The sequence below is a fragment of the Rhodanobacter sp. G1 genome, assembly GCF_055397855.1.
On the sequence record NZ_AP039674.1, the window covers coordinates 3,067,279 to 3,090,209 of the forward strand.

14 protein-coding genes are annotated in these 22,931 nt (G+C 69.2%); 8 read left to right on the forward strand and 6 right to left on the reverse strand.

All coding sequences use genetic code 11. From position 1 onward, the window contains the following. Positions 1–44: 44 nt before the first annotated feature. A complete protein-coding gene (locus ACZ5Z2_RS13650; protein ID WP_464759139.1) occupies positions 45–2,660 on the reverse strand; it encodes a bifunctional aspartate kinase/diaminopimelate decarboxylase in 2,616 nt (871 codons plus the stop codon). A 178-nt stretch (positions 2,661–2,838) separates the two neighbouring features. Between ACZ5Z2_RS13650 and ACZ5Z2_RS13655 the strand changes: the two genes are divergently transcribed. Next, on the forward strand, positions 2,839–4,275 hold the full coding sequence (locus tag ACZ5Z2_RS13655; protein ID WP_464759140.1) for an FUSC family protein: 1,437 nt from the start codon (positions 2,839–2,841) through the stop codon (positions 4,273–4,275). A 177-nt stretch (positions 4,276–4,452) separates the two neighbouring features. Here ACZ5Z2_RS13655 and ACZ5Z2_RS13660 read toward each other — a convergent pair whose 3' ends face one another. Continuing rightward, positions 4,453–5,970, reverse strand: coding sequence for a fumarate hydratase (locus tag ACZ5Z2_RS13660; protein ID WP_464759141.1), 1,518 nt, complete (start codon positions 5,968–5,970; stop codon positions 4,453–4,455). A gap of 195 nt (positions 5,971–6,165) precedes the next feature. Between ACZ5Z2_RS13660 and ACZ5Z2_RS13665 the strand changes: the two genes are divergently transcribed. The 4 genes from ACZ5Z2_RS13665 (at position 6,166) to ACZ5Z2_RS13680 (ending at position 11,665) form a co-directional block, all read left to right on the forward strand. Further along, positions 6,166–7,374 carry a hypothetical protein gene (locus ACZ5Z2_RS13665; RefSeq protein WP_464759143.1) on the forward strand — a complete coding sequence of 403 codons (1,209 nt, stop codon included), beginning with the start codon at positions 6,166–6,168 and terminating at the stop codon, positions 7,372–7,374. A gap of 8 nt (positions 7,375–7,382) precedes the next feature. Further along, the gene (locus tag ACZ5Z2_RS13670; protein WP_464759144.1) at positions 7,383–7,817 is read left to right on the forward strand and encodes a phosphate ABC transporter substrate-binding protein; all 435 of its coding nucleotides are present in this window, start codon (positions 7,383–7,385) and stop codon (positions 7,815–7,817) included. Between the two features lie 61 nt (positions 7,818–7,878). Continuing rightward, positions 7,879–9,468 (forward strand): methyl-accepting chemotaxis protein, encoded by a 1,590-nt coding sequence (locus ACZ5Z2_RS13675; protein ID WP_464759145.1) that lies wholly within the window; start codon positions 7,879–7,881, stop codon positions 9,466–9,468. A gap of 298 nt (positions 9,469–9,766) precedes the next feature. Further along, positions 9,767–11,665: a S53 family peptidase gene (locus ACZ5Z2_RS13680; protein ID WP_464759146.1), complete on the forward strand. Its 1,899-nt coding sequence runs from the start codon at positions 9,767–9,769 to the stop codon at positions 11,663–11,665. A 66-nt stretch (positions 11,666–11,731) separates the two neighbouring features. Here the strand turns inward: ACZ5Z2_RS13680 and ACZ5Z2_RS13685 are convergent, their stop codons facing one another. After that, positions 11,732–12,385 carry an outer membrane protein gene (locus ACZ5Z2_RS13685; RefSeq protein WP_464759147.1) on the reverse strand — a complete coding sequence of 218 codons (654 nt, stop codon included), beginning with the start codon at positions 12,383–12,385 and terminating at the stop codon, positions 11,732–11,734. Positions 12,386–12,523: 138 nt separating this feature from the next. On the opposite strand from ACZ5Z2_RS13685, the gene ACZ5Z2_RS13690 reads away from it, so the two are divergent. Next, on the forward strand, positions 12,524–13,060 hold the full coding sequence (locus ACZ5Z2_RS13690) for a (2Fe-2S)-binding protein (RefSeq protein ID WP_464759148.1): 537 nt from the start codon (positions 12,524–12,526) through the stop codon (positions 13,058–13,060). Further along, the gene (locus ACZ5Z2_RS13695; RefSeq protein WP_464759149.1) at positions 13,057–15,327 is read left to right on the forward strand and encodes a xanthine dehydrogenase family protein molybdopterin-binding subunit; all 2,271 of its coding nucleotides are present in this window, start codon (positions 13,057–13,059) and stop codon (positions 15,325–15,327) included. Before ACZ5Z2_RS13690 ends, ACZ5Z2_RS13695 begins: the two co-directional genes overlap by 4 nt. Before the next feature lie 740 nt (positions 15,328–16,067). On the opposite strand, the gene ACZ5Z2_RS13700 is transcribed toward ACZ5Z2_RS13695, so the two are convergent. After that, positions 16,068–17,984, reverse strand: a complete 1,917-nt coding sequence (locus ACZ5Z2_RS13700) for a DNA polymerase III subunit gamma/tau domain-containing protein (protein ID WP_464759150.1) — start codon at positions 17,982–17,984, stop codon at positions 16,068–16,070. A gap of 15 nt (positions 17,985–17,999) precedes the next feature. Then, entirely contained in the window at positions 18,000–18,932 is a 933-nt protein-coding gene (locus ACZ5Z2_RS13705) for a hypothetical protein (RefSeq protein WP_464759151.1), read from the reverse strand. Between the two features lie 299 nt (positions 18,933–19,231). Between ACZ5Z2_RS13705 and fusA the strand changes: the two genes are divergently transcribed. Further along, positions 19,232–21,271, forward strand: coding sequence for an elongation factor G (gene fusA / locus ACZ5Z2_RS13710; protein WP_464759152.1), 2,040 nt, complete (start codon positions 19,232–19,234; stop codon positions 21,269–21,271). Between the two features lie 244 nt (positions 21,272–21,515). Here fusA and ACZ5Z2_RS13715 read toward each other — a convergent pair whose 3' ends face one another. Further along, entirely contained in the window at positions 21,516–22,892 is a 1,377-nt protein-coding gene (locus ACZ5Z2_RS13715; protein WP_464759153.1) for a hypothetical protein, read from the reverse strand. Positions 22,893–22,931: the final 39 nt, after the last annotated feature.

Sequence of the window (22,931 nt, forward strand, 5' to 3'; positions counted from 1 at the left end):
CCTCTCCCCAACCCTCTCCCCAAAGGGGAGAGGGAGCAGAGCATTCAGTCGTCCAATACCACTTCCTCGGTTTCGCCGCGCAGGTTGTAAGGCGAGGACATCACCTTGCCGTAGGCGCCGGCCTGGGCGATCAGGATCGTGTCGCCTTCCTGCGGCTCGGGCAGGCGGCGGTCGCTGCCCAGCACGTCGCCCGATTCGCAGATCGGGCCGACTACCTGGAACAGCGCGTCGGCGGGTTCGTCGAGGCGGCTCAAGTTGGCGATCTCGTGCCAGGCGTCGTACAGCGCGGGGCGGATCAGGCTGTTCATGCCGGTGTCCACGCCCAGGTAGCGCCAACTGCCCTTGCCCTTGGTCTGGGTGACGCGCGCCAGCAGCACGCCGGCGTCGGCCACCAGGTAGCGGCCCGGTTCCATCCACAACTGGTAATGCGGATAGGCGGCCTTGACCTCGCGCAGCACCTTGTCCAGTGCGGCGATCTCCAGCTTCGCCTCGCCGGGGTGCGAAGGCACGCCCAGGCCGCCGCCGATGTTGAGGAAGGCGATGCTGCCGATGCGCTCGGCAAGGCTGGCGAGCTGGCTGTACACCTCGCCCCAGTGCTTGGCGTCGAGCACGCCGGAGCCGAGGTGCGCATGCAGGCCGCGCACCACCACGCCGTGCACGTCGGCGTGGCGCAGGAAGGCGTCGAGCTGTTCCACCGGCAGGCCGAACTTGCTGCCGCTGCCGCCGGTGCGCACCTTCTCGTGGTGACCGAGGCCGCGGCCGAGATCCACGCGCAGCACCACTTCGCGACCGCGGAACAATTCGCCCCAGTGCTCCACCGGATGCAGCGCGTCCAGCGTGATGGTGGCGCGCGTCGCCAAGCCGCGCTCGAAATCCGCGCGCGAGGCGAAGTTGGGCGTGAACAGCAGCGGCACCTCGGCGGGTACCGCCGCCGACACCGCGTCCAGTTCGCCGGGCGACACGCACTCGAAGGCGAAGCCTTCCGCGGCCAGGGCGCGCAGGATCGCCGGATGCGTGTTCGCCTTCACCGCGTAGTGCAGGCGATCCACCGCCGCCAGCGATTTCAGCTCGCGCGCCTGCTGGCGCACCGTGGGCAGGTGGTAGACGTAGCGTGGCGTGGCCTCCGCCGCGATGGCGAGCAGCCGGCTGCGCTCCGCAGGCTCACGCCACCACGCCTGCGACACCGAGGCCTCGCCGCTGCCGTACAGCTGCTGCCAGCTCGATCCGAACAGCGCGTTGTCGTCGGTGCGCAGCGCGCCGGCGGCAATCAGCAATTCGTGCAGGTGCGGCAGCAGGTCGTCCACCACGTCCTCGTCCACCACGAAGGTGAGGTTGAGGTTGTTGGAGGACTGCGAGATCAGGTGCACGCGCAGCTGGTCGAACTCGGCCAGCACGCTGGACAGCGTGTGCAGCATCGAGCGCATGCCGCGTCCGACCAGGGTGATCGCGGCGCAGGGCGCGATCACCTTGACCCGGCACACCTTGGCCAGGTCGCCCGCCAGTGCGGCGATGGCGTCGGAGTCGAGCAGGTTCTCGGTGGGGTCGAGCGACACGGTGACGTTGGTCTCGGCCGAGCCGATCAGATCCACCGACAGGCCGTGCTGCTTGAAGTGCGCGAACACGTCGGCGAGGAAGCCTACCTGCTGCCACATGCCCACCGATTCCATCGACACCAGGGTGATGCCCTTGCGCGCGCTGATCGCCTTCACCGAGGGCGCGTGCTCGCGCACCTGGGGGCCGATCACCGTGCCCTCCAGCTCGGGGCGGTTGGTGTCCTTCACCAGCAGCGGCACGCGCGGCTCGCGCAGCGGCGACAGGCAGCGCGGGTGCAGCACCTTGGCGCCGGTGGAGGCGATTTCCTGCGCCTCCTCGTAATCCAGCTTCTGCAGCAGGCGCGCGCCCGGCACCTGGCGCGGGTTGGCGGTGAACATGCCGGCCACGTCGGTCCAGATTTCCACGCGCGCCGCCTTGAGCAGCGCGCCGAAGTACGAGGCCGAGGTGTCCGAACCGCCACGCCCCAGCAGCACGGTGCGCCCTTCGCTCTCGCGGGCGATGAAGCCCTGCGTGATGAACACCTCGCCAAGCGCGGCTAGGCGCGCGTTGAGCGAAGGATCGGGTTTGGCCTCGACCATCGCCGAGAGCAGCTTGGTGCGCTCGTTCTGGTTGGGCAGCGCCACGGCGGCGAGACAGTCGCGCGCATCCACCCACTGCGTGGGCAGGCCGCTGTGGCTGAGGAAGGCCGCGCCCAGCGCGCTGGACATGAGTTCGCCGTGCGCCTGCACCAACGCCGCCCAGGCCAGTTCGCCCAGCCGCGACGGGCCTTCCGCGGCCAATGCGGCCAGCTCGTCCAGGCGCGCGCCCAGCGTGGCCGGCAGCGCAAGCCGCATGTGGCCGAGCAGGTCGTGGTGGCGTTGCGCGATGGCGCCGGCCGCCGCCTTGCGTTTGTCCTGGTCGCCCTCGCCGCACAGCTGTTTCAGCGCGTCCGTGATGCCGGTGAGCGCGGACACGACCACCAGCACGCGCGCGCCTTCGGCGCGGCGGCTGGCGACCAGCTCGCGGATGTTGTGCCAGCGCGGCAGGGTGGCGACACTGGTGCCGCCGAACTTCATCACGATCCAGGGGGCGTCCGCAGGCAGCGGCGCGGGGGCGTTGGGATTCACGGCTCTCTTGGGCGGTTGGCGGGAAACGATCCCGCCAGTGTTGCGCCGCGTCAACGCGATTGCAACCCTCGCTCCATGCGCTTGCGTTTGGACGTCCAGACGTCTACTTGACAAGCGCCTCGGGCATCCGGCGACGCGCTGCTAGACTGCGCGCTTCCGCCGTGGAGACCGACCGCGCATGAGTGCCGCGCCACCCATCCTGCCCAGAACGCTGCGGGCCTTGCCCGAAGCCGTGCTCGCGATGGCCGCCGCCCTGCTCACCCTGGCCTGCGCCCAATGGCTCGCGCCCGGCCCCGGCAGCGCGGTGCTGGCGGTGGTGCTGAGCCTGTCGCTGGCGCGCAGCCGGCTCGACCGCGACCGCCGCGGCCGGCTGGAAGCGGCCGTCGCCCTGCCCGCGGTGGGCCTGGCCGCGACCGGCGTGGGCTGGCTGCTGCTGCACACACCTTGGATCGGCGCCACGGCCTTCACCGCGGGCGTGGCGTCGTCGGTGTGGCTGCGCCAGTTCGGCGAATGGGCGCGGCGCGCCAGCCGGTTGATCGCGCTGCCCTTCGTCACGGTGCTTACCGTGCCGCACCTGTCCGGCGCGCAGCACGGGCCGCTGCCTGCCGCGCTGGTTCCCATCCTCGTGGCGCTGCTGGCGCTGGCCTGGGTGTCTCTGCTGGACGTGCTGGGGCGGCGCATCGGCTGGCTGGCCGATGTCCATGCGCGCCACGCCGCCGCGCCACCACCGCGCCCTTCATCCAGCCAAGCGCGCCCCTCCGCTACCACGCGCATGGCCCTGCAGATGGCGGTGGCGCTGGCGCTGGCTTTCGCCGTGGGCCATCTGGGTTTCGGCGAGCACTGGCCATGGGTGGTGCTGACCGCCTTCATCGTGCACAGCGGCAACCGCGGCCGGCTGGAGGTGGCGTACAAGAGCCTGCTACGACTGGCCGGTGCGGCGGGCGGCTGCATCGCCGCAGCCGTGCTCGCCGCGCCCGCCGATGCGCACGGCGGCGCGGCACTGATCCTGCTCGCACTGTTCCTCGGCACCTGGCTGCGCCAGCTCAACTACGCGTGGTGGGCGTTGTTCGTCACCGTGGCGCTGGCGCTGTTGCAGAACTATGCCGGCCTGCCTGCGGCGTCGGCGATGACGCTGCGCCTCGCCGCCATCGCGGTGGGCGCCATGATCGGCGTGGCCACGGCGTGGCTGGTGCTGCCGGTGCGTTCCACCGACGTGCTGCGCCGGCGGCTGGCCGATGCGTTGGCGGCGCTGGGCGAGGCGCTGGATCCGGCGGTCGAACGGCGCGATGCGACGGCCTTCGTGCGCGCGCTGGGCGAGGTGCAATCGCTGGCGCCGGCGTTCCGCGCAGCGCGCATGCTTGGCCTGCGCCGGCCGGCGGGCTGGATCGACGTGCTGGCGGCTTGCCGCGCACCTGCGCTGGCGTTGATCGAACAAGGTGCAACGCCGGGGAACGTGCGGCGCGCGGTGGGAGCTGCACGGCAGGCACTGCGTGAACCGGAACATCTGCTAGATGCGTTGAAAGCGCTGCGCGACTCGCTCCCTCTCCCCGCCGGGACGCGGGGAAGGGCCATGGATGGCCCTAGTTCTGAGGAGCGAGGAAGAGGGCTGGGGTGAGGGGCCGGACTGGCGAAGGGCTTTGATGAAGGAACGCGTGCTCCGATGCAACACTCTCGCAAGCACCCGCCCCTCACCTCAATCCTCTTCCTCGCTCCTCAAAGCAGGGCCATCCATGGCCCTTCCCCACGTCCCGGAGGGGAGAGGAGGCGAAGGCGTGCGCTGCGCGCACGGGTTTTATTGGATAACCACGGGGATCTTGCCGATGCGCGCCTGCCACTCCTTCGGCCCGGTCTGATGCACCGAGGTACCAGCGGAATCCACCGCCACGGTGACCGGCATGTCCTGCACCTCGAACTCGTAGATGGCCTCCATGCCGAGGTCGGCGAAGCCGACCACACGCGAGGCCTTGATCGCCTTGGACACCAGGTAGGCAGCGCCGCCCACGGCCATCAGGTACACCGAGCGGTGCTTCTTGATCGCCTCGATCGCGGCCGGCCCGCGCTCGGCCTTGCCGACCATGCCGAGCAGGCCGGTCTGCGCCAGCACCTGCTCGGTGAACTTGTCCATGCGCGTTGCGGTGGTGGGGCCTGCAGGGCCGACCACTTCCTCGCGCACCGGGTCGACCGGGCCCACGTAGTAGATGAAGCGGCCGGCGAAATCCACCGGCAGCGGCTCGCCCTTGTTGAGCATGTCGACCATGCGTTTGTGCGCGGCGTCGCGGCCGGTGAGCAGCTTGCCGTTGAGCAGCAGCACTTCGCCCGGCTTCCACGCGGCCACTTCCTCGCGGGTCACCGTATCGAGGTTCACGCGGCGCGCGTTCTGCGGGCTGTAGGTGAGCTTGGGCCAATCTTCCAGCGACGGCGGATCCAGCGCCACCGGGCCGGAGCCGTCCAGCGTGAAGTGCGCGTGGCGGGTGGCGGCGCAGTTGGGGATCATCGCCACCGGCAGGTTGGCCGCGTGGGTGGGGTAATCCTTGATCTTGACGTCGAGCACGGTGGTGAGGCCACCCAGGCCCTGCGCGCCGATGCCCAGCGCGTTGACCTTCTCGTACAGCTCGATGCGCAGTTCTTCGATGCGGTTCTGCGGGCCGCGCGCGATCAGCTCCTGGATGTCGATGTGCTCCATCAGCGATTCCTTCGCCAGCAGCATCGCCTTCTCGGCGGTGCCGCCGATGCCGATGCCCAGCATGCCGGGCGGGCACCAGCCGGCGCCCATGGTCGGCACGGTCTTCAGCACCCAGTCCACGATGGAATCGGAGGGGTTGAGCATCACGAACTTCGACTTCGCCTCCGAGCCGCCGCCCTTGGCCGCGACGATCACATCCACGGTATCGCCGGGCACGATGGAGACGTTGATGACGGCCGGGGTGTTGTCCTTCGTGTTGGTGCGCTTGCCCGCCGGGTCGGCCAGCACGCTGGCGCGCAGCTTGTTGTCGGGGTCGTTGTAGGCGCGGCGCACGCCTTCGTTGACCATGTCCTCCAGCGACATCGTGGCATCGTCCCAGCGCACGTTCATGCCCACCTTGAGGAACACGGTGACGATGCCGGTGTCCTGGCACAACGGGCGATGGCCTTCGGCGGCCATGCGCGAGTTGATCAGGATCTGCGCCATCGCGTCCTTCGCCGCCGGCGACTCCTCGCGCTCGTAGGCGGCGGCGAGGTTCTTGATGTAGTCGACCGGGTGGTAGTAGCTGATGTACTGCAACGCGTCGGCGACGGACTGGATCAGGTCGGCTTGCTTGATGGCTGTCATGGCGATGGCTGGTCAGGGGGACGGGAAGGCGCCGCCGAACCGCCGGCCCGGGCGCGCCAACTGAATATTGTGCCGCATTCACGATTCCTGGACGTTTCCGGCCGATGCAACGGCTCAAGTTCTCCGCCAGCTTGCCGTTAGTCGTCGTGCAGGGGCTCGGCCCTTGACCGATAACCATCACCGGATCCCATTCCAATGCTCTCCAAGAAAACCCTTGCCGCGACCCTCGCGGTAGCGCTGGCGGCTACCTCCAGCGCGCACGCCGACGACAGCTTTTCCTGGCGTTTTTCCGGTTTCGGCACCGCGGGCTACGCAGCCACCGACAGCAACGACGTGATGCTGGTGAACCCGGGCCAGATCAAGGGCGCCCAGGAGGGCGGCACCGGGCTGGTCGATTCGCGCATCGGCGGCCAGCTTGACTTCACTTTCACGCCCAAGCTCTCCGCCACCGTGCAGGCGATCGCCAAGCAGGACACCCGTGGCCGCTTCCTGCCCACGGTGTCCTGGGCCTTCCTGCGCTACAAGCTCACCGACAGCCTGACGATGCGCGTTGGCCGGCTGGGCTGGCCGGCCTATTTCGTGTCCGACTACCGTTACGTCGGCTATGCCACCCCGTGGGCCCGCGCGCCGCTGGAGGTCTACAACCTCGCCGCGATGGACAGCTACGAGGGCGCCGACCTGGTTTGGTCGCACGCCGTGGGCGACGGCTACCTGAGCATCCAGGGCCTGGAAGGCCATACCTCCCAGCCCGTCGTAAGCACCACCGAGCGCTCCGGCCGGCTCAAGGTCAACCAGCTGACCGGCCTGTACACCACCTACGAAATCGGCAACCTGCGCCTGCGCGCCGGCGTCAGCACCGGCAAGGTCACCTACGTCACCAGCAACCTGTCCACCCTGCTCGGCGCCCTGCAGATGTATGGCTTCAACGACGCCTACAACGCGCTCGTGCTCAACAACACCCGTACCACCTTCTCCAGCTTCGGCGGCAATTACGACAACGGCAAGCTGCTGCTCACCGGCGAGTTCGCCCACCTGCACTCCTCCGCCGCCACGCTCGGCACCTCCAGCGGCTGGTACGGCACCGTCGGCTATCACCTGGGCAAGTGGACGCCTTACGCCACGTGGGCCGGCTACAGCAAGCTCGACGACAGCTCCGCCAACTCGGTGCCGCCGATCGGGCCGCTGCTGCCGCTGTCCGACGGCGTCGGCGGCCTGGTGGCCGCCAACCACCAGCACTCGGCCTCGCTCGGGGTGCGCTGGGACGTGCTCAGCAATGTGGCGATCAAGCTGCAGGGCGATCGTGTGCAGCCCTCGAAGGCGGGAGGAACCTTCAAGAGCGTGGCCCCCGGTTACGACGGCCATGCGGTGAACGTGTACTCCGCCGTTGTCGACTTCACCTTCTGAGGCCCGCCATGCATCGCATCCAACGAAACTGCCTCATCGCCGGCGCATTCGCGCTGGCCATGGCCGTTGCGCCCGCCTTCGCCGGCACCGTGGTGATCGTGAGCGCAAACAGCCCGGTCAAGAGCCTCACCAAGGACGACGCCGCCGCGCTCTACCTGGGCAAGACCACCAACCTGCCCGGCGGCGGCAGCGCCAAGCTGTTCGACCAGAGCGACTCCAGCCCGATGCGCGAGAAGTTCTACCAGGCAGCCACCGGCAAGTCGGCCAGCCAGGTGAAGTCGGTGTGGTCGCGCCTGGTGTTCTCGGGCCGGGCCGTGCCGCCCAAGGAACTGGCCGACGACGCCGCCGTGGTCAAGGCCGTGGCCGCCGACCCTTCGGCGGTCGGCTACGTGGACAGCGGCTCGGTGAACGGCTCGGTTCGGGCCGTGCTGCAGTTGCCGTGACCGAGCCGCCCGCCTGTCGCCTGCCGGCGGCGGGCGGGCCAGCCAGCCCGAGAGCCTGCCCATGAAGTTCAAGACCCGCATCCTGCTGCTGCCCGGCATCACCCTGGCCCTGTTCGTGGCCGGCTGGGCGGTGAGCAGCGCCATCGCCTCGCGCACCGCCACCACGGTGTCCGCGCTGGGCAGCGCCGACTACCCGTACCTGGAAGGCGTCAACCAGTTGGACGAGCTGTCCAAGCGCACCACGCAGACCATCCAGAGCGCGGTCGCCGAAGGCGACGCGAGCAAGCTGGACGATGTGAAAGCCATCGCCGCCAATGCCGCCGCCGAGACCAAGCGCATGCTGGCGCTGGACGGCCACGCGGCCACCGCCAAGGCGCTGGGCGACGCCTACGACGCCTACGTGAAAAGCGCGACCGCCGCCGCCACCGCCATGCTCGACACCAAGCACGCCGGCGACACCTCCGGCGTGGTGTCCGCCATGCAGGATGCGCAGCACACGCTGGAAACCCTGCTCGCCCACGAGATCGCCGCGGCCCGCAGCGCCGTGCAGCAGCACCTGGACGCTTCGGCCAAGGGCGTGCACCAGGTCACGGTGGCCAACACCGTTTCAGGCGCCGCCATCGTGGTGGCGCTGGTGCTGGGCGCATGGCTGGTGCTGCGCGCCATCGCGCGCGACCTCGGCGCCGAGCCCGAGCGCCTGCGCGACATCGTGCAGCGCATCGCCGCCGGCAACCTGCGCCACGAGGAAGACGGCAAGGCCCACCCGGAGTCGGTGCTCGGCCAGTTGCAGGGCATGGCGAAGCAGCTCAGCGACATCGTCGGCTCGATCCGCAACGTCTCCGAAAGCGTCAGCGAGGCCTCCGCACAGATCACCGAAGGCAACGACGACCTCTCGCGGCGCAGCCAGGATCAGGCCGCCGCGCTGGAGCAGACCGCCGCCTCGATGGAGCAGATGAACGCCTCGGTGAAGCACAACGCCGACAACGCCGGCCACGTCGACCAGCTCGCCCGCAGCGCGCGCGCGCAGGCCGAACAGGGCGGCCGCGTGGTGGCCGAGGCCAACGTGGCGATGCAGGCCATCGACGCCTCCAGCCGGCGCATCGCCGACATCGTGGGCCTGATCGACGAGATCGCCTTCCAGACCAACCTGCTCGCGCTCAACGCCGCGGTGGAAGCCGCCCGTGCCGGCGAACAGGGCCGCGGCTTCGCGGTGGTGGCCGGCGAAGTGCGCAACCTCGCCCAGCGTTCGGCGAACGCGGCCAAGGAGATCAAGTCGCTGATCGCCGACAGCGTGGACAAGGTCAACACCGGCAGCGCGCTGGTTGAGCGCTCCGGGCAGACCCTGGCCGGCATCATCGACAGCGTGAAGAAGGTCACCGACAGCGTGGCCGAGATCGTCGCCGCCAGCCAGGAACAGGCCACCGGCATCGACGAGGTGAGCCGCACCATCACCGCGATGGACGACAGCACCCAGCGCAACGCCGCCCTGGTCGAGCAGGTATCCGCCACCAGCCGCTCCATGCAGGAGCAGGCCGGCGCGCTGCTGCGCCAGGTCGCCTTCTTCACCCTCGCCGAACCCGGCGCCGCCGCCGCGCCCGAGCCGGCGCCGGAGGAACACGACCCGGGCACCGAACTCGCGCTTTACGAGTGAGCAGGCCGCCCAAGCCATAACAAGCTGCCCCACTCCCCCTCTTGCCGCCGCCACGCGCAACCGCGTCGCGGCGGCGTTTTTTTGCGCACCTTCCTCGCAATCACTTGCGTCCATGCCACCGGGGCCCATAGGCTTTGGCGGCGGCGCAACGCCAGTCGTCTTGGGGGAGAGGATCGACGGCGTCGCAGGGGAAATCCCCAGTCATTGCTCGACGTAGCGTCACGCGGATCGACCGCAAGGCGCCGCGGCGACGTGCGTCGCCGCGGTGTCCGGACTCATGCCACCAAGAGGAAGCGCAATGTTCCCGAAACTGCACCGCAAATCGCTCGCCGGTTGCCTCGCCCTGCTGTTCGCAGGCGCGGGCGGCACGGCACTGGCCGCCGACATGCAGCCGCACACCGACATGGGCCTGGCCACCTCCAGCCAGTCCGTGCACGTCACGCTGATGCTGAAACTGCGCAACGAGGCGGCCCTGCAGGATTACATCCGGCAGACCGTCACGCCCGGCAGCGCGCACTACCGCCGCTTCCTCAGCACCCCCGAATTCGCCAGCCGCTACGGCGCCAGCGACGCGCAGATCGCGCGCGTGCAGGCCTACCTGCAAAAGCACGGCCTCGCCGGCAAGGTGCTGGACAGCCATCTGGCGATCGAGACCAGCGGCACGCTGGCGCAGTTCGGCGCGCTGTTCCAGGCGCCGATCCACAACTACGTCAGCGCCAGGGGCCGGCGCTTCCACCGCCCCGCGAAGACGCCGACGATGCCCGCCGCGCTGGCCGACAGCGTGATCTACGCCAGCGGCCTGAGCAACGAGCGGCAGTTCCTGTCGCACCGCATCCGCGCGCCGCAGCTGCCGAAAGCGGCGGTGCAGACGCCCATGCTGACAACTCTCGCCAAGGGCACCGCCGGCAACCCTTCCGCCACCGGCATACCGGGCGAGTACACCGTGGGCGACGTGGCCGACTTCTACGACGTCAACCCGCTGTACCGGCGCGGCATCACCGGCAAGGGCTCGACGCTGGCCATCGTCACGCTGTCTGACTTCTATCCGGCCGACGCGCAGGCCTACTGGGACGCCATCGGCCTCGCCACCAAGCCGAACCGCATCACCCAGGTGCACGTGGACGGCGGCGGCGCCATCGACGGCGGCAGCGGGGAAACCTCGCTGGACGTGGAACAGGCCGGCGGCCTGGCGCCCGGCGCCGACATCCTGGTCTACGACGCGCCCAACGCCGGCAACGGCTTCATCGACGCCTTCGCGCAGGCGGTGTCCGACAACAAGGCGGACAGCATCTCCACCAGCTGGGGCGGCCCGGAGATCTACAACTTCGCCGCGCTCAAGGTGGACGGCGCCAGGGTCACCGACACCCGCGACGCGGGCGACCTGCGCGCGTTCCACCAGATCCTCATGGAAGCCGCCGCGCAGGGGCAGTCGGTGTTCGCCGCCAGCGGCGACTCCGGCGCCTACGACACCGTGCGCGGCCTGGGCGCGGGCACCGGCCCCGGCGACTTCAGCGCGCCGCTGACCGTGGACTCGCCCGCCTCCGACCCGTACATCACCGCCGCCGGCGGCACCACCGTGCCGGTGAAATTCGTCGACTCCGCGGGCAACGTGGTGCTCTCCATCGACCAGGAAAGCGTGTGGGGCTGGGACTACCTGCTGCCCTTCGTGAGCAGCCGCGCCGACGTGTTCTCGGTGGGCGGCGGCGGCGGCGTGAGCGCGTACTGGCGGCAGCCGTTCTACCAGTGGTTCACCCAGGGCATCCGCCGCAGCGAGAAGAAGCAGTCGCTGGTCTACAACGACCCCAGCGCCGGCCCCACCACCCTGCTCAAGCTGCCCGCCAACTTCAGCGGCCGCAACCTGCCCGACATCGCGCTCAACGCGGATCCGAACACCGGCTACGTCGTGGTGTCCAGCGCCGACGGCGGCGTGATCTCCGAGGGCGGCACCAGCTTCGTGGCGCCCCAGCTCAACGGCATCAGCGCGCTGCTGGCGCAGAGCATCGGCCATCGCGTTGGCTTCTGGAACCCGCAGGTGTACCTGCTGCAGAACATCTTCGGCTACGGCAAGTGGTCGGCGTTCCGCAGCGTGAAGGCGGGCGACAACTGGTTCTACGCCGGCGCGCCCCGATACACTCCTGGCGCCGGCCTCGGCACCCTCGACGTGGACAACCTCAACACCTTCCTCGGAGGACGCTGAGGGAGCCAGGCAAGCGATCCGACGACGGCCGCGCAAGCGGCCGTCGTCTTTTGCGCTGGCGGAAACTCAGAAGCGGAACTCTGCAAAGGCCGAGAACATGTCGATGTCTTCGCCGGCTTTGGTGCCGTAGACCGTCGCGCGGCCGTGGTAGTGGTCGTAGCCCACGCCGAGGCTGACGTTCCGGTTGAAGTCGTAGCCGAAGCCCACGCCGGCATAGCCGCCGTCGCCGCTGAAGCTCTGCGAACCGGCGCCACTCATGCTCGTGTCGAAGGTAGAGCGGAAGTAGCCCAGACGCGCCGACACGAACATGCCGTTCGCATAACGGTATTTGCCATTGCCGCCCAGCAGCCAGCCCGAGGTCTTCGCGCTGATGCCGTACGAAGGGCCGTAGGGCACATCGGAATAGGCCGTGCCGCTGGCCTTGCCCAGGTCGACATAGCCGCCTTCGGCGCCGAAGCTGAAGGCGCCGGCATTCCAGTCGTAACCGAACCGCACTGCACTGGCGGTATCGGTCTTGTCGCTGAATCCGCTGTCGTGATATCGCGACTGGCCCAGATTGCCGTTGATGAAAAACGCGCCGCTTTCGGCGGCCATTGCCCCGGTCGACGCAACGGCCAGCAATGCGGCCGCGACGGCCATACGAATACGCTTGTCCATGGCTTCCCTGTTCGATTCTTGAATGGTTGTACGTCCGCGGCACCATGCCTGCGGGCCGCGCATTCTCGACGGGCGCCCACGTGCCCCGCAAGGGTCGCCCTGCTCGCGCGAACCTGCATCCGCCGCTGTTCAGCGCCGCACGTTCCTATGCTGGCCGCCGCAATGCCACAATGCGCGGGATACGTTTGGAGGAGATCCCGCATGGCGCCAGCCCAAGCCCACGATGTACCGGCCGCCCCGGCCAGCGGCATCGCGCCCGAGGCAGCGCGCGGCGGCATCGCGGTCGAGATCAACGGCGAGCGCTTCGCGCACACCGGCGATCCGCAGATGCCGCTGCTGTGGTACCTGCGCGACGTACTGTGGCTCACCGGCACCAAGTACGGCGGCGCACACGGCGAGAACGGCGCCGACCTGGTGCTGGTGGACGACAAGCCGGTTTCCGCGATCGCACAGCCGATGGCGAAGCTCGCCGGCAGGCGCATCACCACCGTGGAAGGGCTGGTCGCGAACGACGGCACCCTGCATCCGCTGCAGCAGGCCTTCATCGACGAGGACGCGATCGGCTGCGGCTACTGCACGCCGGGCTGGCTGATCGCCGGCTTCGCGCTGCTCAAGCGCAAGCCGCATCCCGACGACGGCGACATCGACCAACTGCCCAACCGCTGCCGCTGCGGCGTACAGACCCGGGTGCGCGCGGCGATCAAGCGCGCCGCCGCCGGCAAGGCGGGCCAGGCATGAGCGCGAACACGACGAACGGCATCCGGCTGTCGCGCCGCCGCTTCCTGCAGGTTCTCGCCGGCGCCGCGGGCGCGCTGGTGGTGGGCGTGCGCTTCGCCGAAGCGGGCGACGCGCCGCTGCCGCCGGAGTGGCTGGGCAACGATTTCCGCGACCTGGGCGCCTACGTGCGCATCGACGCCGAAGGCAACGTGCTGATCGGCGCGCGCGATCCCGACACCGGCACCGGCGTCGCCACCGCGCTGCCGATGATCGTGGCCGACGAACTCGACGCCGACTGGAACCGCGTCAGCGTGGTGCACCTCGGCCTCGGCGTCGCCACCGGCGACAACGGCAAGCCGCGCTGGATCTACGGCCGCCAGCGCGGCGGCACCGGCGACTCCATCCCCGCCGCCTGGGCCGACCTGCGCCTGGCTGGCGCGCTGGCGCGCTGGCTGCTCACCCAGGCCGCCGCGCGCCGGCTCGGCATCGCCGCCGACCGCCTGCGCTGCGAAGCCGGCACGGTGATCGCACCGGACGGCCGCCGCGTCACCTACGGCAGCCTGGTCGACGACGCCAGCAAGCTCGACCTGCCCGCGCAGGCGCCGATGCCCAAGCCGCCGCAGCGCTACACCCTGATCGGCAAGCCGGTGGGCGACGTGGACGCGCACGCCATCGTCACCGGCCAGGCGAAATACGCCATCGACCACCACGAGGCCGAGGCGCTGGTCGCCGTGCTGCTGCACTGCCCGTGGCCGGACGGCTCGCTGGCCAGCATCGACGATGCCCCCGCGCTCGCCGTGAAGGGCGTGCTCAAGGTGCTGCAGCTCAAGCCCGAACCGAACCAGCCGCCCGGCTACACGCCGATCGCGCCCGCGGTGGCGGTGCTGGCCGAGAACACCTGGGCCGCGCTGCAGGGCCGCGACAAGCTCAAGCTGGCGTGGAAGCCCGGCGCCGGCGCCGCGGAAAACAGCGCCGCGCTGGAGCAGCAGGCCACCGCCCTGCTCGACAGCCAGTCCGCGCCCACCACCCGCGTGCGCGATGACGGCGACGTGGAGAAAGTCGCCAGGCACGCCGCCGTCCGCGTCGACGCCACCTACTACCAGCCTTGGCTCGCGCACGCCTGCGCCGAACCGATGAACTGCCTCGCGCGCGTCGACCAGGACAAGGCCAGCCTCATCGTGCCCACCCAGTCGCCGCAGCAGGCCTGCGCCGTGGTGCAGCGGCTCACCGGCCTCACGGCCGACAAGATCGAGATCCGCGTGCCGCGCGTGGGCGGCGGCTACGGCCGCCGCCTCGACCACGATTACGTAGCCGAGGCGGTACTGCTGTCCAAGGCCGCGAACAAGCCGGTGCGCCTGCTGTGGACGCGCGGCGAGGACTTCGCCAACGACTACTACCGCCCCGCCAGCGTGCACCGGATCAGCGCCACGCTCGACCGCAAGCGCAACCTGGCCACCTGGAACCAGCGCATCGCCAGCGCCTCCGCGCTCGCCGGCCGCGGCGTGCCCGCCGACCGCCTGTGGAGTTCGGAAGTCTCGGCCGACCAGTTGCCCGCCGGCCTGGTGCCCAACTTCCGCAGCGACTGGTACGCGCAGCAATCCACCCTGCCGCGCGGCCCGCACCGCGCCATGCCGCACCTGGCCAACGCCTTCGCGGCGGAAAGCTTCATCGACGAGATCGCGCACCAGTTGCGCGAGGATCCGCTGAAGACCCGACTGCGCCTGCTCGGCGAGCCGCGCAACATCGCGCTGAAGAACGGCGGCATGCTGGACACCGGCCGCCTGCGCAACGTGCTGCAACTGGTCGCCGACCGCATCGGCTGGAAGGACTGGCTGCACAGCGTCAACGGCCTCGGCATCGCCTGCTGGCAGATGGACGGCGCCTACGTGGCGCACGCCGTCGAAACCTCGCTGCAGAACGACAAGCTCGCCATCGAACGCGTCGTCTGCGCGGTGGACGTGGGCCGCGTGATCAACCCGCTGGGGCTCGAAGGCCAGGTTGCCGGCGCCACGCTGGACGCGCTCTCCACCGCGCTCAACCTCGCCATCACGACGAAGGACGGCAAGGTGCAGCAGCACGACTGGAAGGGCTATCCGCTCGCCAGCATGGCCCAGCTGCCCGACAGCGTGGAAACCATCATCGTCCCCGACGACGACCGACCGCCCACCGGCGCCAGCTTCCTCGCCATGCCCACCGCCGCGCCGGCCCTGGCCAACGCGGTGTTCCGCGTCAGCGCGGTGCGCGTGCGGCGGCTGCCGCTGCTGAGGGAGTTCCAGCGGCTGCTGTAATTGGCCTGCGATCGCTGCTGCGAATCGAGTAGCCTGCGGCGTGTTGCCGGGATGCGCCTTCCGACGGGGGCTTGATTGCATTTCGCAAGCGACAAGGCGGTTTCGAGCGCCTGCCGGCGCCCGAGTCACTTTTCTCTTGAGTGGCCAAGAGAAAAGTAACCCAAAGAGAAGGCCACCCCGATGGCGCGCCCTCCAGGCATTCCCGGATCGAGTCCGGGACAGGCTCTGCCTTCCGGGTGCGCGGGCGGGTTCCGGGGTTTTTCGACGGGACTCCTGTCCCGGCGAAAAACTGGCCCGCATCCCTGCGGGCCATCCTGCGGACTTTCCTCCACCCGCCCGCCGCGCCATAGGGGCCCCGGTAGAGCAGCGCGCTCCCAGCGCGCAGAAGCAACAGCCAAGACAAAGCGAAGCATTGCAGCCCGCCGCGCTTCTGCGCGCAGGAGCGCGCTGCTCTACCGGGGCCCCTCGGAGGCGGTGAGGCGTGGACGACAAGGCCGCGTAGCGAGCGAGTCCACGGATGGACTCGCCTTTTCGCGCGGACAGGAGTCCGCTCGAAAAGCCCGGCCTCGCCTCACGCACTCGCAAGGCAGGATGCCCGGAGAGCGCCTCCGCGGGGTGCTCTTTCTCTTTGGCTACTTTCTCTTTGAGCACGCAAAGAGAAAGTAGCTCGGCCATCGGCAGATGGACGAAACCGCTTTGTCGCTTGCGAAACCCGCGAGAGCAAAAGCCCTCCCGCCAGCTCAATGGAACTGATCGCTCGCCGGCACCCACGAACTCGACGAAGCCGCCGGCGCATAGCCCTTCACCACCGTCCCGGTGGGCGGACATCCCGGCGGCAGCGGACTGCCGGCGACGCGGGCGGCGACGCATTGCGCCGTATTGTCGAGCACAACGTGCGACGGTGCGGCGGCGCTCGCCGACGGCGCGGGCGGCGTGCTGGGCACGCTGCCGCCGGGGAGGTTCGGCAGATTGAGGCGGTCGTAGGATTTCTGCGACGCGGCCGGCGGCGGTGGATCGGCGTTGTGGCAACCGAGCAGCGATATCGGGATCAGGGGCGTCACCGCGCACTGGATGCGGATGCCGCGCGGGAAATGGAACGTGTGCTTGAGCGTGGTCTTTTCCGCCGCATGGCGCAGCGCGGTGTCCACCGAGCTTTCGCCCGGCGGCGTCCAGTACGGGTCGAAGCGCGTGGACTTGTACTTCACGCCGTTGATGTCGTGGCTCATCACCGCGGTATCGCCGGTGGGCTTGAGCTGGATGAACTCGGGCACCTCGTTCGCCGGCTGGCCGGGCGCCGGCGCGCCCGCCATGCCGGGGCCCGCCTGCCCGCCCGGTGCGCTGCCCTGCCCCTTGCCGGCCACGCCCGCAGCGGCATGGCCCAGACCGTGCGAAGCCACCGGGCCATTGCCGTGCGCGGCGGCAGTGTCGGTGGCACTGGTCGTGCCCTGCGGCTCGCCGGGGCGGGCGCTGTCGCTGCCCTGCGGGCTCGCGTGCGGCGCCGTGCTGACATCGGCAGCACTTTCGTCCGACTTGCCGGCGGCTTCGCTCGATGCGCTGGCGGTGGAGTTTTCGCCGGGCGCCGGCGCGCTTTGCGCGGGCGGCAAGGCCACGGGCGACGGCTGGCCGATCGCGGTGAGCGACGCGTCGTTGGCGATCTCGACCGTGGCCCTGGCCGAAGGCGCCACGCTGGGGACGGCAGATGCCGGCTGCGGGATCGCCGCCAACGGCGACTCCTGCGCTTCCACCGGAGCGGGTGCCTGCATCTTCGGCAGGTGCACGGACACGTCGGGCACGGGCGTGTTCAACGCCGCCTGCAGGCTCACCTGCGGCGCGGCCTGCGCCGACACGGGCACGGCCTGCAATTCGGGTTCGGGCAGCGCGGCCGGCAGATCCACGTACGCGGGTTGCACGATGGCCGGCGCCTGCGTGTCCGGCGCCACGCGATCCAGCGCCACGGCCGGCGGCGCGATCGCGGGCGGCGATGACGGCGGCACCGCCGGCAATGCCAGCGAGGGCGGCGGCGGCATCGGCTGGTTGCCTTCGGGCTGCGGTGCGCGCACGGGCTCGGGCTGGAATTTCGGCGGCACCGGCGATTGCAGTTTGGGCGCGGCCAAGCTCACCGGCGGCGGCTGGTTCGCCACCGGCACCGGCTGCAGCTTCGGCGCAGGCGCCGGCTTCGGCACGCTGGGCGGCAGTGTGGGAGCCGCGACGGCTTTCGCCGGCGCGACGGCCACCGCCTTCGCAGCCACGACGGACGGACGCGACGCATGGTACGCGACGGTGTTCGCGGCGTGCGCCGCGCCCGTGGCATGCCCCTGATGCACCGGGCCGACCTGGCGCGGCAGCTCGCCCTTCGGCGGTGGCGGCGGCGCGAGATCGGGCAGCTCGATGAAACGCGCCTGCATCTTCGCCGACGTGTCCTTGGCCGGCTGCGGCTCCCAGGCCGGGCCGAGGGTGAAGCCGAGCAGGAAGACCAGATGGATCAGCAGGCTGACGGCGAGCGCCAGCGTGCGCCGCCACAGCAGGCGTGGCCGCGGCCGGCGCGACGCGCGCAGGCCGAGCATGCGCGCGGATGCGGCGAGCGGCGAGTTCAGCAGCACCTGCGCCGGCCGTTGGGCGCGCGGTGGCGATACGTTGGGATCCTGGGGCTGCGGCATCCGCCGAGTGTACTTTTACTTCTGTTTCCGCTTGCGCAGTTCCTCGTCCACCGCGCGGATCGGCGTGTCGCTGGGGCAGCCGTCGGCTAGCGGCTTGCCCGCGCGGTACAGCGCAATGCACGTGGACAGCGCGGGCGGCTTGGCAGCGTTCGGGTTGGGCGCCAGCGGCCTGGCCGGCGCCATGTCCAGGCGCACGTCGCCGTCCTTGGGCGACGGCGGCGACGGCGGGTCGCCGCCGCAACCGCCGGCCAGCGCGGCCAGCGAAATGCCGCAATGGATGTGGATGCCGTGGCCCAGGTTGAAGGTGTGCTTCACCGTGGTCTTGTCCACCGCCTTCTGCAGCACGTCGTCGATGGCGCTGCCGCCGCCGCGGCCCCAGTCCTTCTCGAAGCGCGTGGGCCGGTATTTCACCGGATTGGTGTGCTGCATGATCCGCGTATCGCCCAGCGGCATGTGCTGCACGTAATCGGGCACGGGCGCGCTGCTGGCGACGGCCGGCAGGATGGGCATGCCGTTGCGGTCGAACAGGCGCGGCCTTGCCGTGCTGGCCGCGGGCGCAGGCGCGGGCAAGCGCACGCTCAAGGCGTTCTTCGATACCGGTACGGCGGCATGCCTCGCCGGCGCGGGCAGCGGCGGCAGCGTCATGGGCGGCGGCGGCTTCGCGGCCGGCGCAACGGCGGCAATGAAGCGCACCTCCAGCACATCGCTGGCCGTGGCGGGCTGCCCGCCGTGCATCGGCGCGGGCGGGCGCATCGCCCACCAGGTCATCACCGCGAACACGACATGCAGCAGCGCGACGACGGCCAGCACCAGCCACGCCAGCCGCCGGCCGCGCGGCGGCTCGCGCCAACGCAACTGGCGCAGGCGCGCGATGGTGGCCATGTCGAGCGCACGCGTGCCGTCCCGGTCGATGCCGGGCGGTGCCGTGGCGCGGGTGTCGGCCTGCATGCGGTGGACGATGGGAGGACTCCGGAGAACGGCAACGCAGAGAGGGAATTCCCGCTGCTGCGCGGTCAGGCGGGAAAGCGCGGCGCGGCTCTCAGACCACGCTGCCCCGTAGCGGTTCCCGTCGGCGTTGACGCAAGCCTAACCCCGCCGCGACGTACCATCGCCAAGCTCACCCGCCATGACCGCCCCCGCGTCCGCGCCCGGACGACCATGACGGCCCGCCAGTCGCCATGCGCGGCTCTCGTGCGGCGCCGCTCATGCCACACGACGCCGTGCCTTCAGCAGAGGAGGGTCGCATCGTGTCCTACAACACGGAAAACATCCGCAACATCGCACTCGCCGGCCACGCCGGCAGCGGCAAGACCACCCTGTTCGAGGCCTTGCTGCACGCCGGCGGCGCGATCCAGTCGCAAGGCTCGGTGGAGCGCGGCAGCACGCAATCCGATACCGACGCGCAGGAGAAGGCGCGCGGCCATTCCATCGACAGCTGCATCGCCGGCATCGACCGCGGCGGCTGCCACATCAACCTGATCGACACTGCCGGCTACGACGACTTCCGCGGCGGCACGCTCTCGGCCTTCGCCGCGGTGGAAACCGTGATGGTGGTGGTGAACGCCGTCAACGGCATCGAGCACGGCACCCGCCGCATGATGGAGCACGCGCGCAACCGCGGCCTCGCCCGCGTGCTGGTGATCAACAAGATCGACTACGAAGGCGCCCATCTCGGCGCGCTGGTGGAAGCGCTGCGCGAGGAGTTCGGCCCCGAGTGCCTGCCGGTGAACCTGCCCGCGCACGGCGGCAAGCAGGTGCTGGACTGCTTCTTCCACACCGAGGGCAACACCGATTTCTCCTCGCTGGCCACCGCGCACCAGCGCATCCTCGACCAGGTGGTGGAGATCAACGAGGCGACCATGGGCGCCTACCTCGACAACGGCGAGGCCGCGCTGAGCCGCGAGCAGTTGCACGACGCGTTCGAGCAATGCCTGCGCGAGGGACACCTGGTGCCGATCTGCTTCGCCAGCGCGCGCAACGGCACGGGCGTGGCCGAGCTGCTCGACATCGCCGACCGCCTGCTGCCGAACCCCGCGGAAGGCAACCCGCCGCCCTTCGTCAACGGCGAGGACGAGGCGATCACCGTCAACGCCGACCCCGCGCAGCACGTGATCGCCGACGTGTTCAAGATCGTCAACGACCCCTTCGTGGGCAAGCTCGGCATCTTCCGCGTATGGCAGGGCACCGTGCGCCGCGACGCGCAACTGCTCGTCGACGACGGCCGCAAGCCGTTCCGCGTGGGCCACCTGTTCCGGCTCAATGCGAAGAACCACGTGGAGATCGAGCAGGCGGTGCCCGGCGACATCGCCGCGGTGGCCAAGGTGGAGGAAATCCATTACGACGCGGTGCTGCACGACGCGCACGAGGAGGACAGCATCCACCTCGCACCGATGCGTTTCCCGCAGCCGATGTTCGGCCTCGCGCTGGAACCGAAGCACAAGGGCCAGGAACAGAAGCTGGCGAACGCGCTGGGCCGGCTGGCCGAAGAAGACCCCTGCCTGCGCATGGAACACCACAAGGAACTCAACGAGACCGTGCTGCGCGGCCTCTCCGAACTGCACCTCAAGGTGACGCTGGAACGCATGCGCGAACGCTACGGCGTGGAAGTGGTCACCCACCCGCCGCGCATCGCCTACCGCGAAACCATCGCCGCCCCGGCGGAAGGCCACCACCGCCACAAGAAGCAGACCGGCGGCGCCGGCCAGTTCGGCGAGGTGTTCCTGCGCGTGGAGCCGCTGGAGCGCGGCGCCGGCTTCGAGTTCGTCGACGCGGTAAAGGGCGGCGTGATCCCCGGCACCTTCCTGCCCGCCATCGAGAAAGGCGTGCGCCAGGCGATGGAGCGCGGCGCCGTGGCCGGCTACCCGCTGCAGGATCTGCGCGTGACCGTCTACGACGGCAAGTACCACCCCGTCGACTCCAAGGAAGTCGCCTTCGTCAGTGCCGGCAAGAAAGCCTTCCTCGACGCCGTGGGCAAGGCACGTCCCATCGTGCTGGAACCCATCGTGGACGTGGAGGTGGCCATCCCCGAGAGCGACGTCGGCGACGTCACCGGCGGCCTCGCCGGCAAGCGCGCGCGCATCCTGGGCACCGACAGCCGGCGCGGCGGCGAGCTGATGATCCGCGCACAAGCGCCACTGGCCGAACTCACCAACTACCCCACCGAGCTGAAAGCCATGACCGGCGGCCGCGGCCGCTACAGCCTCGACCTCAGCCACTACGAGGCAGTGCCGGCGCCGGTGCAGAAGCAGCTCAGCGAAGCGTGGCGGCCGAAGGTCGAAGAGGACTAGCGGTTCATGGATGAACCGCTCGCGAGGCAAGCGCCTTGGCGCTTGCCTCGTCGGAGCCGGGCCTTGGCCCGGCGAGTCTAAAGCGGGCAGGACAGCCCGCTTTAGACATCAGGCGCGCGCTCTTGGCCCCCCCCAGGAACTCCGATCTCCCACCCGAGGGCGTTGAATTCCCTCCGTCTCCGAATCCCGGCAATGTGACCCATCCCTCCTGCGGCTTGGCCGAAGAGCCTATGCATCATTTGCGTCAGCGAACCGACACAATGCTTGTCGCGTCAGGCTGACGGGAGGAGACATCATCGGAGCATGCAGACACGCGGTAGTACTCGAACCGGTAAGTTGAATTGCGGACGATCCATGTCACGTTGGTACTGGTCGGCGACTGGCCCCAGCAGGTCATCAGTTTGCGCGCTCCATCAGATCCAGAAACGAACACCTCCATACCCTGCATGCCGTTGACTGGTGCATAGCCCATGTTTGCCCGGAGGGTGCAGGGGTTGCTTGATGTGCTAGCGCAATTTACGTCGGTGAAATTGAGCAGGGACGTGTTGGAGTTATCGCTTACCACGTGATCGGCCAAAGGCGCATAGTTGGACAACTGGTTGGTAGTGTTCAGCAACTGAATGGCCGATGCTCTTATGGCCGTATCGCAGCCGCTGCAGGGGATGGCTCGGGTATTCGGCCATTGGTTAACGGCGACCAGGTCGATCTTCGGATATGCCTGCAGCGTCGACTGCAGCTGGCTCTCGGTCAACGCGTCGTTCTGGTAGGTCTCCATCAGCATGATGGGCTTGCTGCCCTCTGATCCCAACGCTTGCCACGCTTGGACTAGGCCGGCGCCTACATCGCCGTAGATGTCGAACGCATAGATCTTGGGCTTCAGCTGGCCATACCAGGACAGGCCGGCCAGGTGATAAGCATCGGCAATGGTGGAGAAGCCGATGGTATCGTCGTTGCCGAAGGTGTAGGTGTAGTCAGACCACAGGCGTTGCACGTAGGCCTGCATGTTCGGCGCACCCAGCGCTTCGCAGCCCAGGTCGTACAGCACCTTGGTTAGTGAACCCTGCATCTGTTGGGTAACGAGCCGGTGTGTACGCGCGATAAGATTCCAGGCATGCTGGTACTCCACTTCCTGCCAGGTGGTGCCACCTGCATCGTAGTTGGCGAAGCGAATGATCACCGTGCGAAATCCAGCAGCCTTCACCTGGTTGAGGAGAGCGGTGAGGTTAGCCTGTTGCGTTGGGCGCAGTTGTTCTTGGCTGTCGTCGATCAATTCTCCCCAGAGCCAGTTGTCTGGAAAGCCGTCGTTGCAGCTCCCGTTCGCCTTGCAGGTAGAAAGATCCGCCATGGCGATATGGATCACAATATAATCCATGCCCGAAGCACGCATATTGGCGATCTGTGCATTGACCTTGCTGGGCATCAAGTTGTAAAGGCCGATCGGCGTCTTGAAGTTCTGTCCAGGTTGGTACCAGTTGTTCGACGCAGATCTAGGAATTTCAGGGTTGTAGGTTCCCAAGTCGTAGGTAAAATATACCTGCCCCCAACCCGGCACGCCAGCCAGGCAATTGGGCACGACAAGACAAAGCGCAAGGAACATGCCGAAAAAAAATCCAAGCTTCATGTGTACACTCTCCCTGAGGTTTTATATCGGACACCGGCA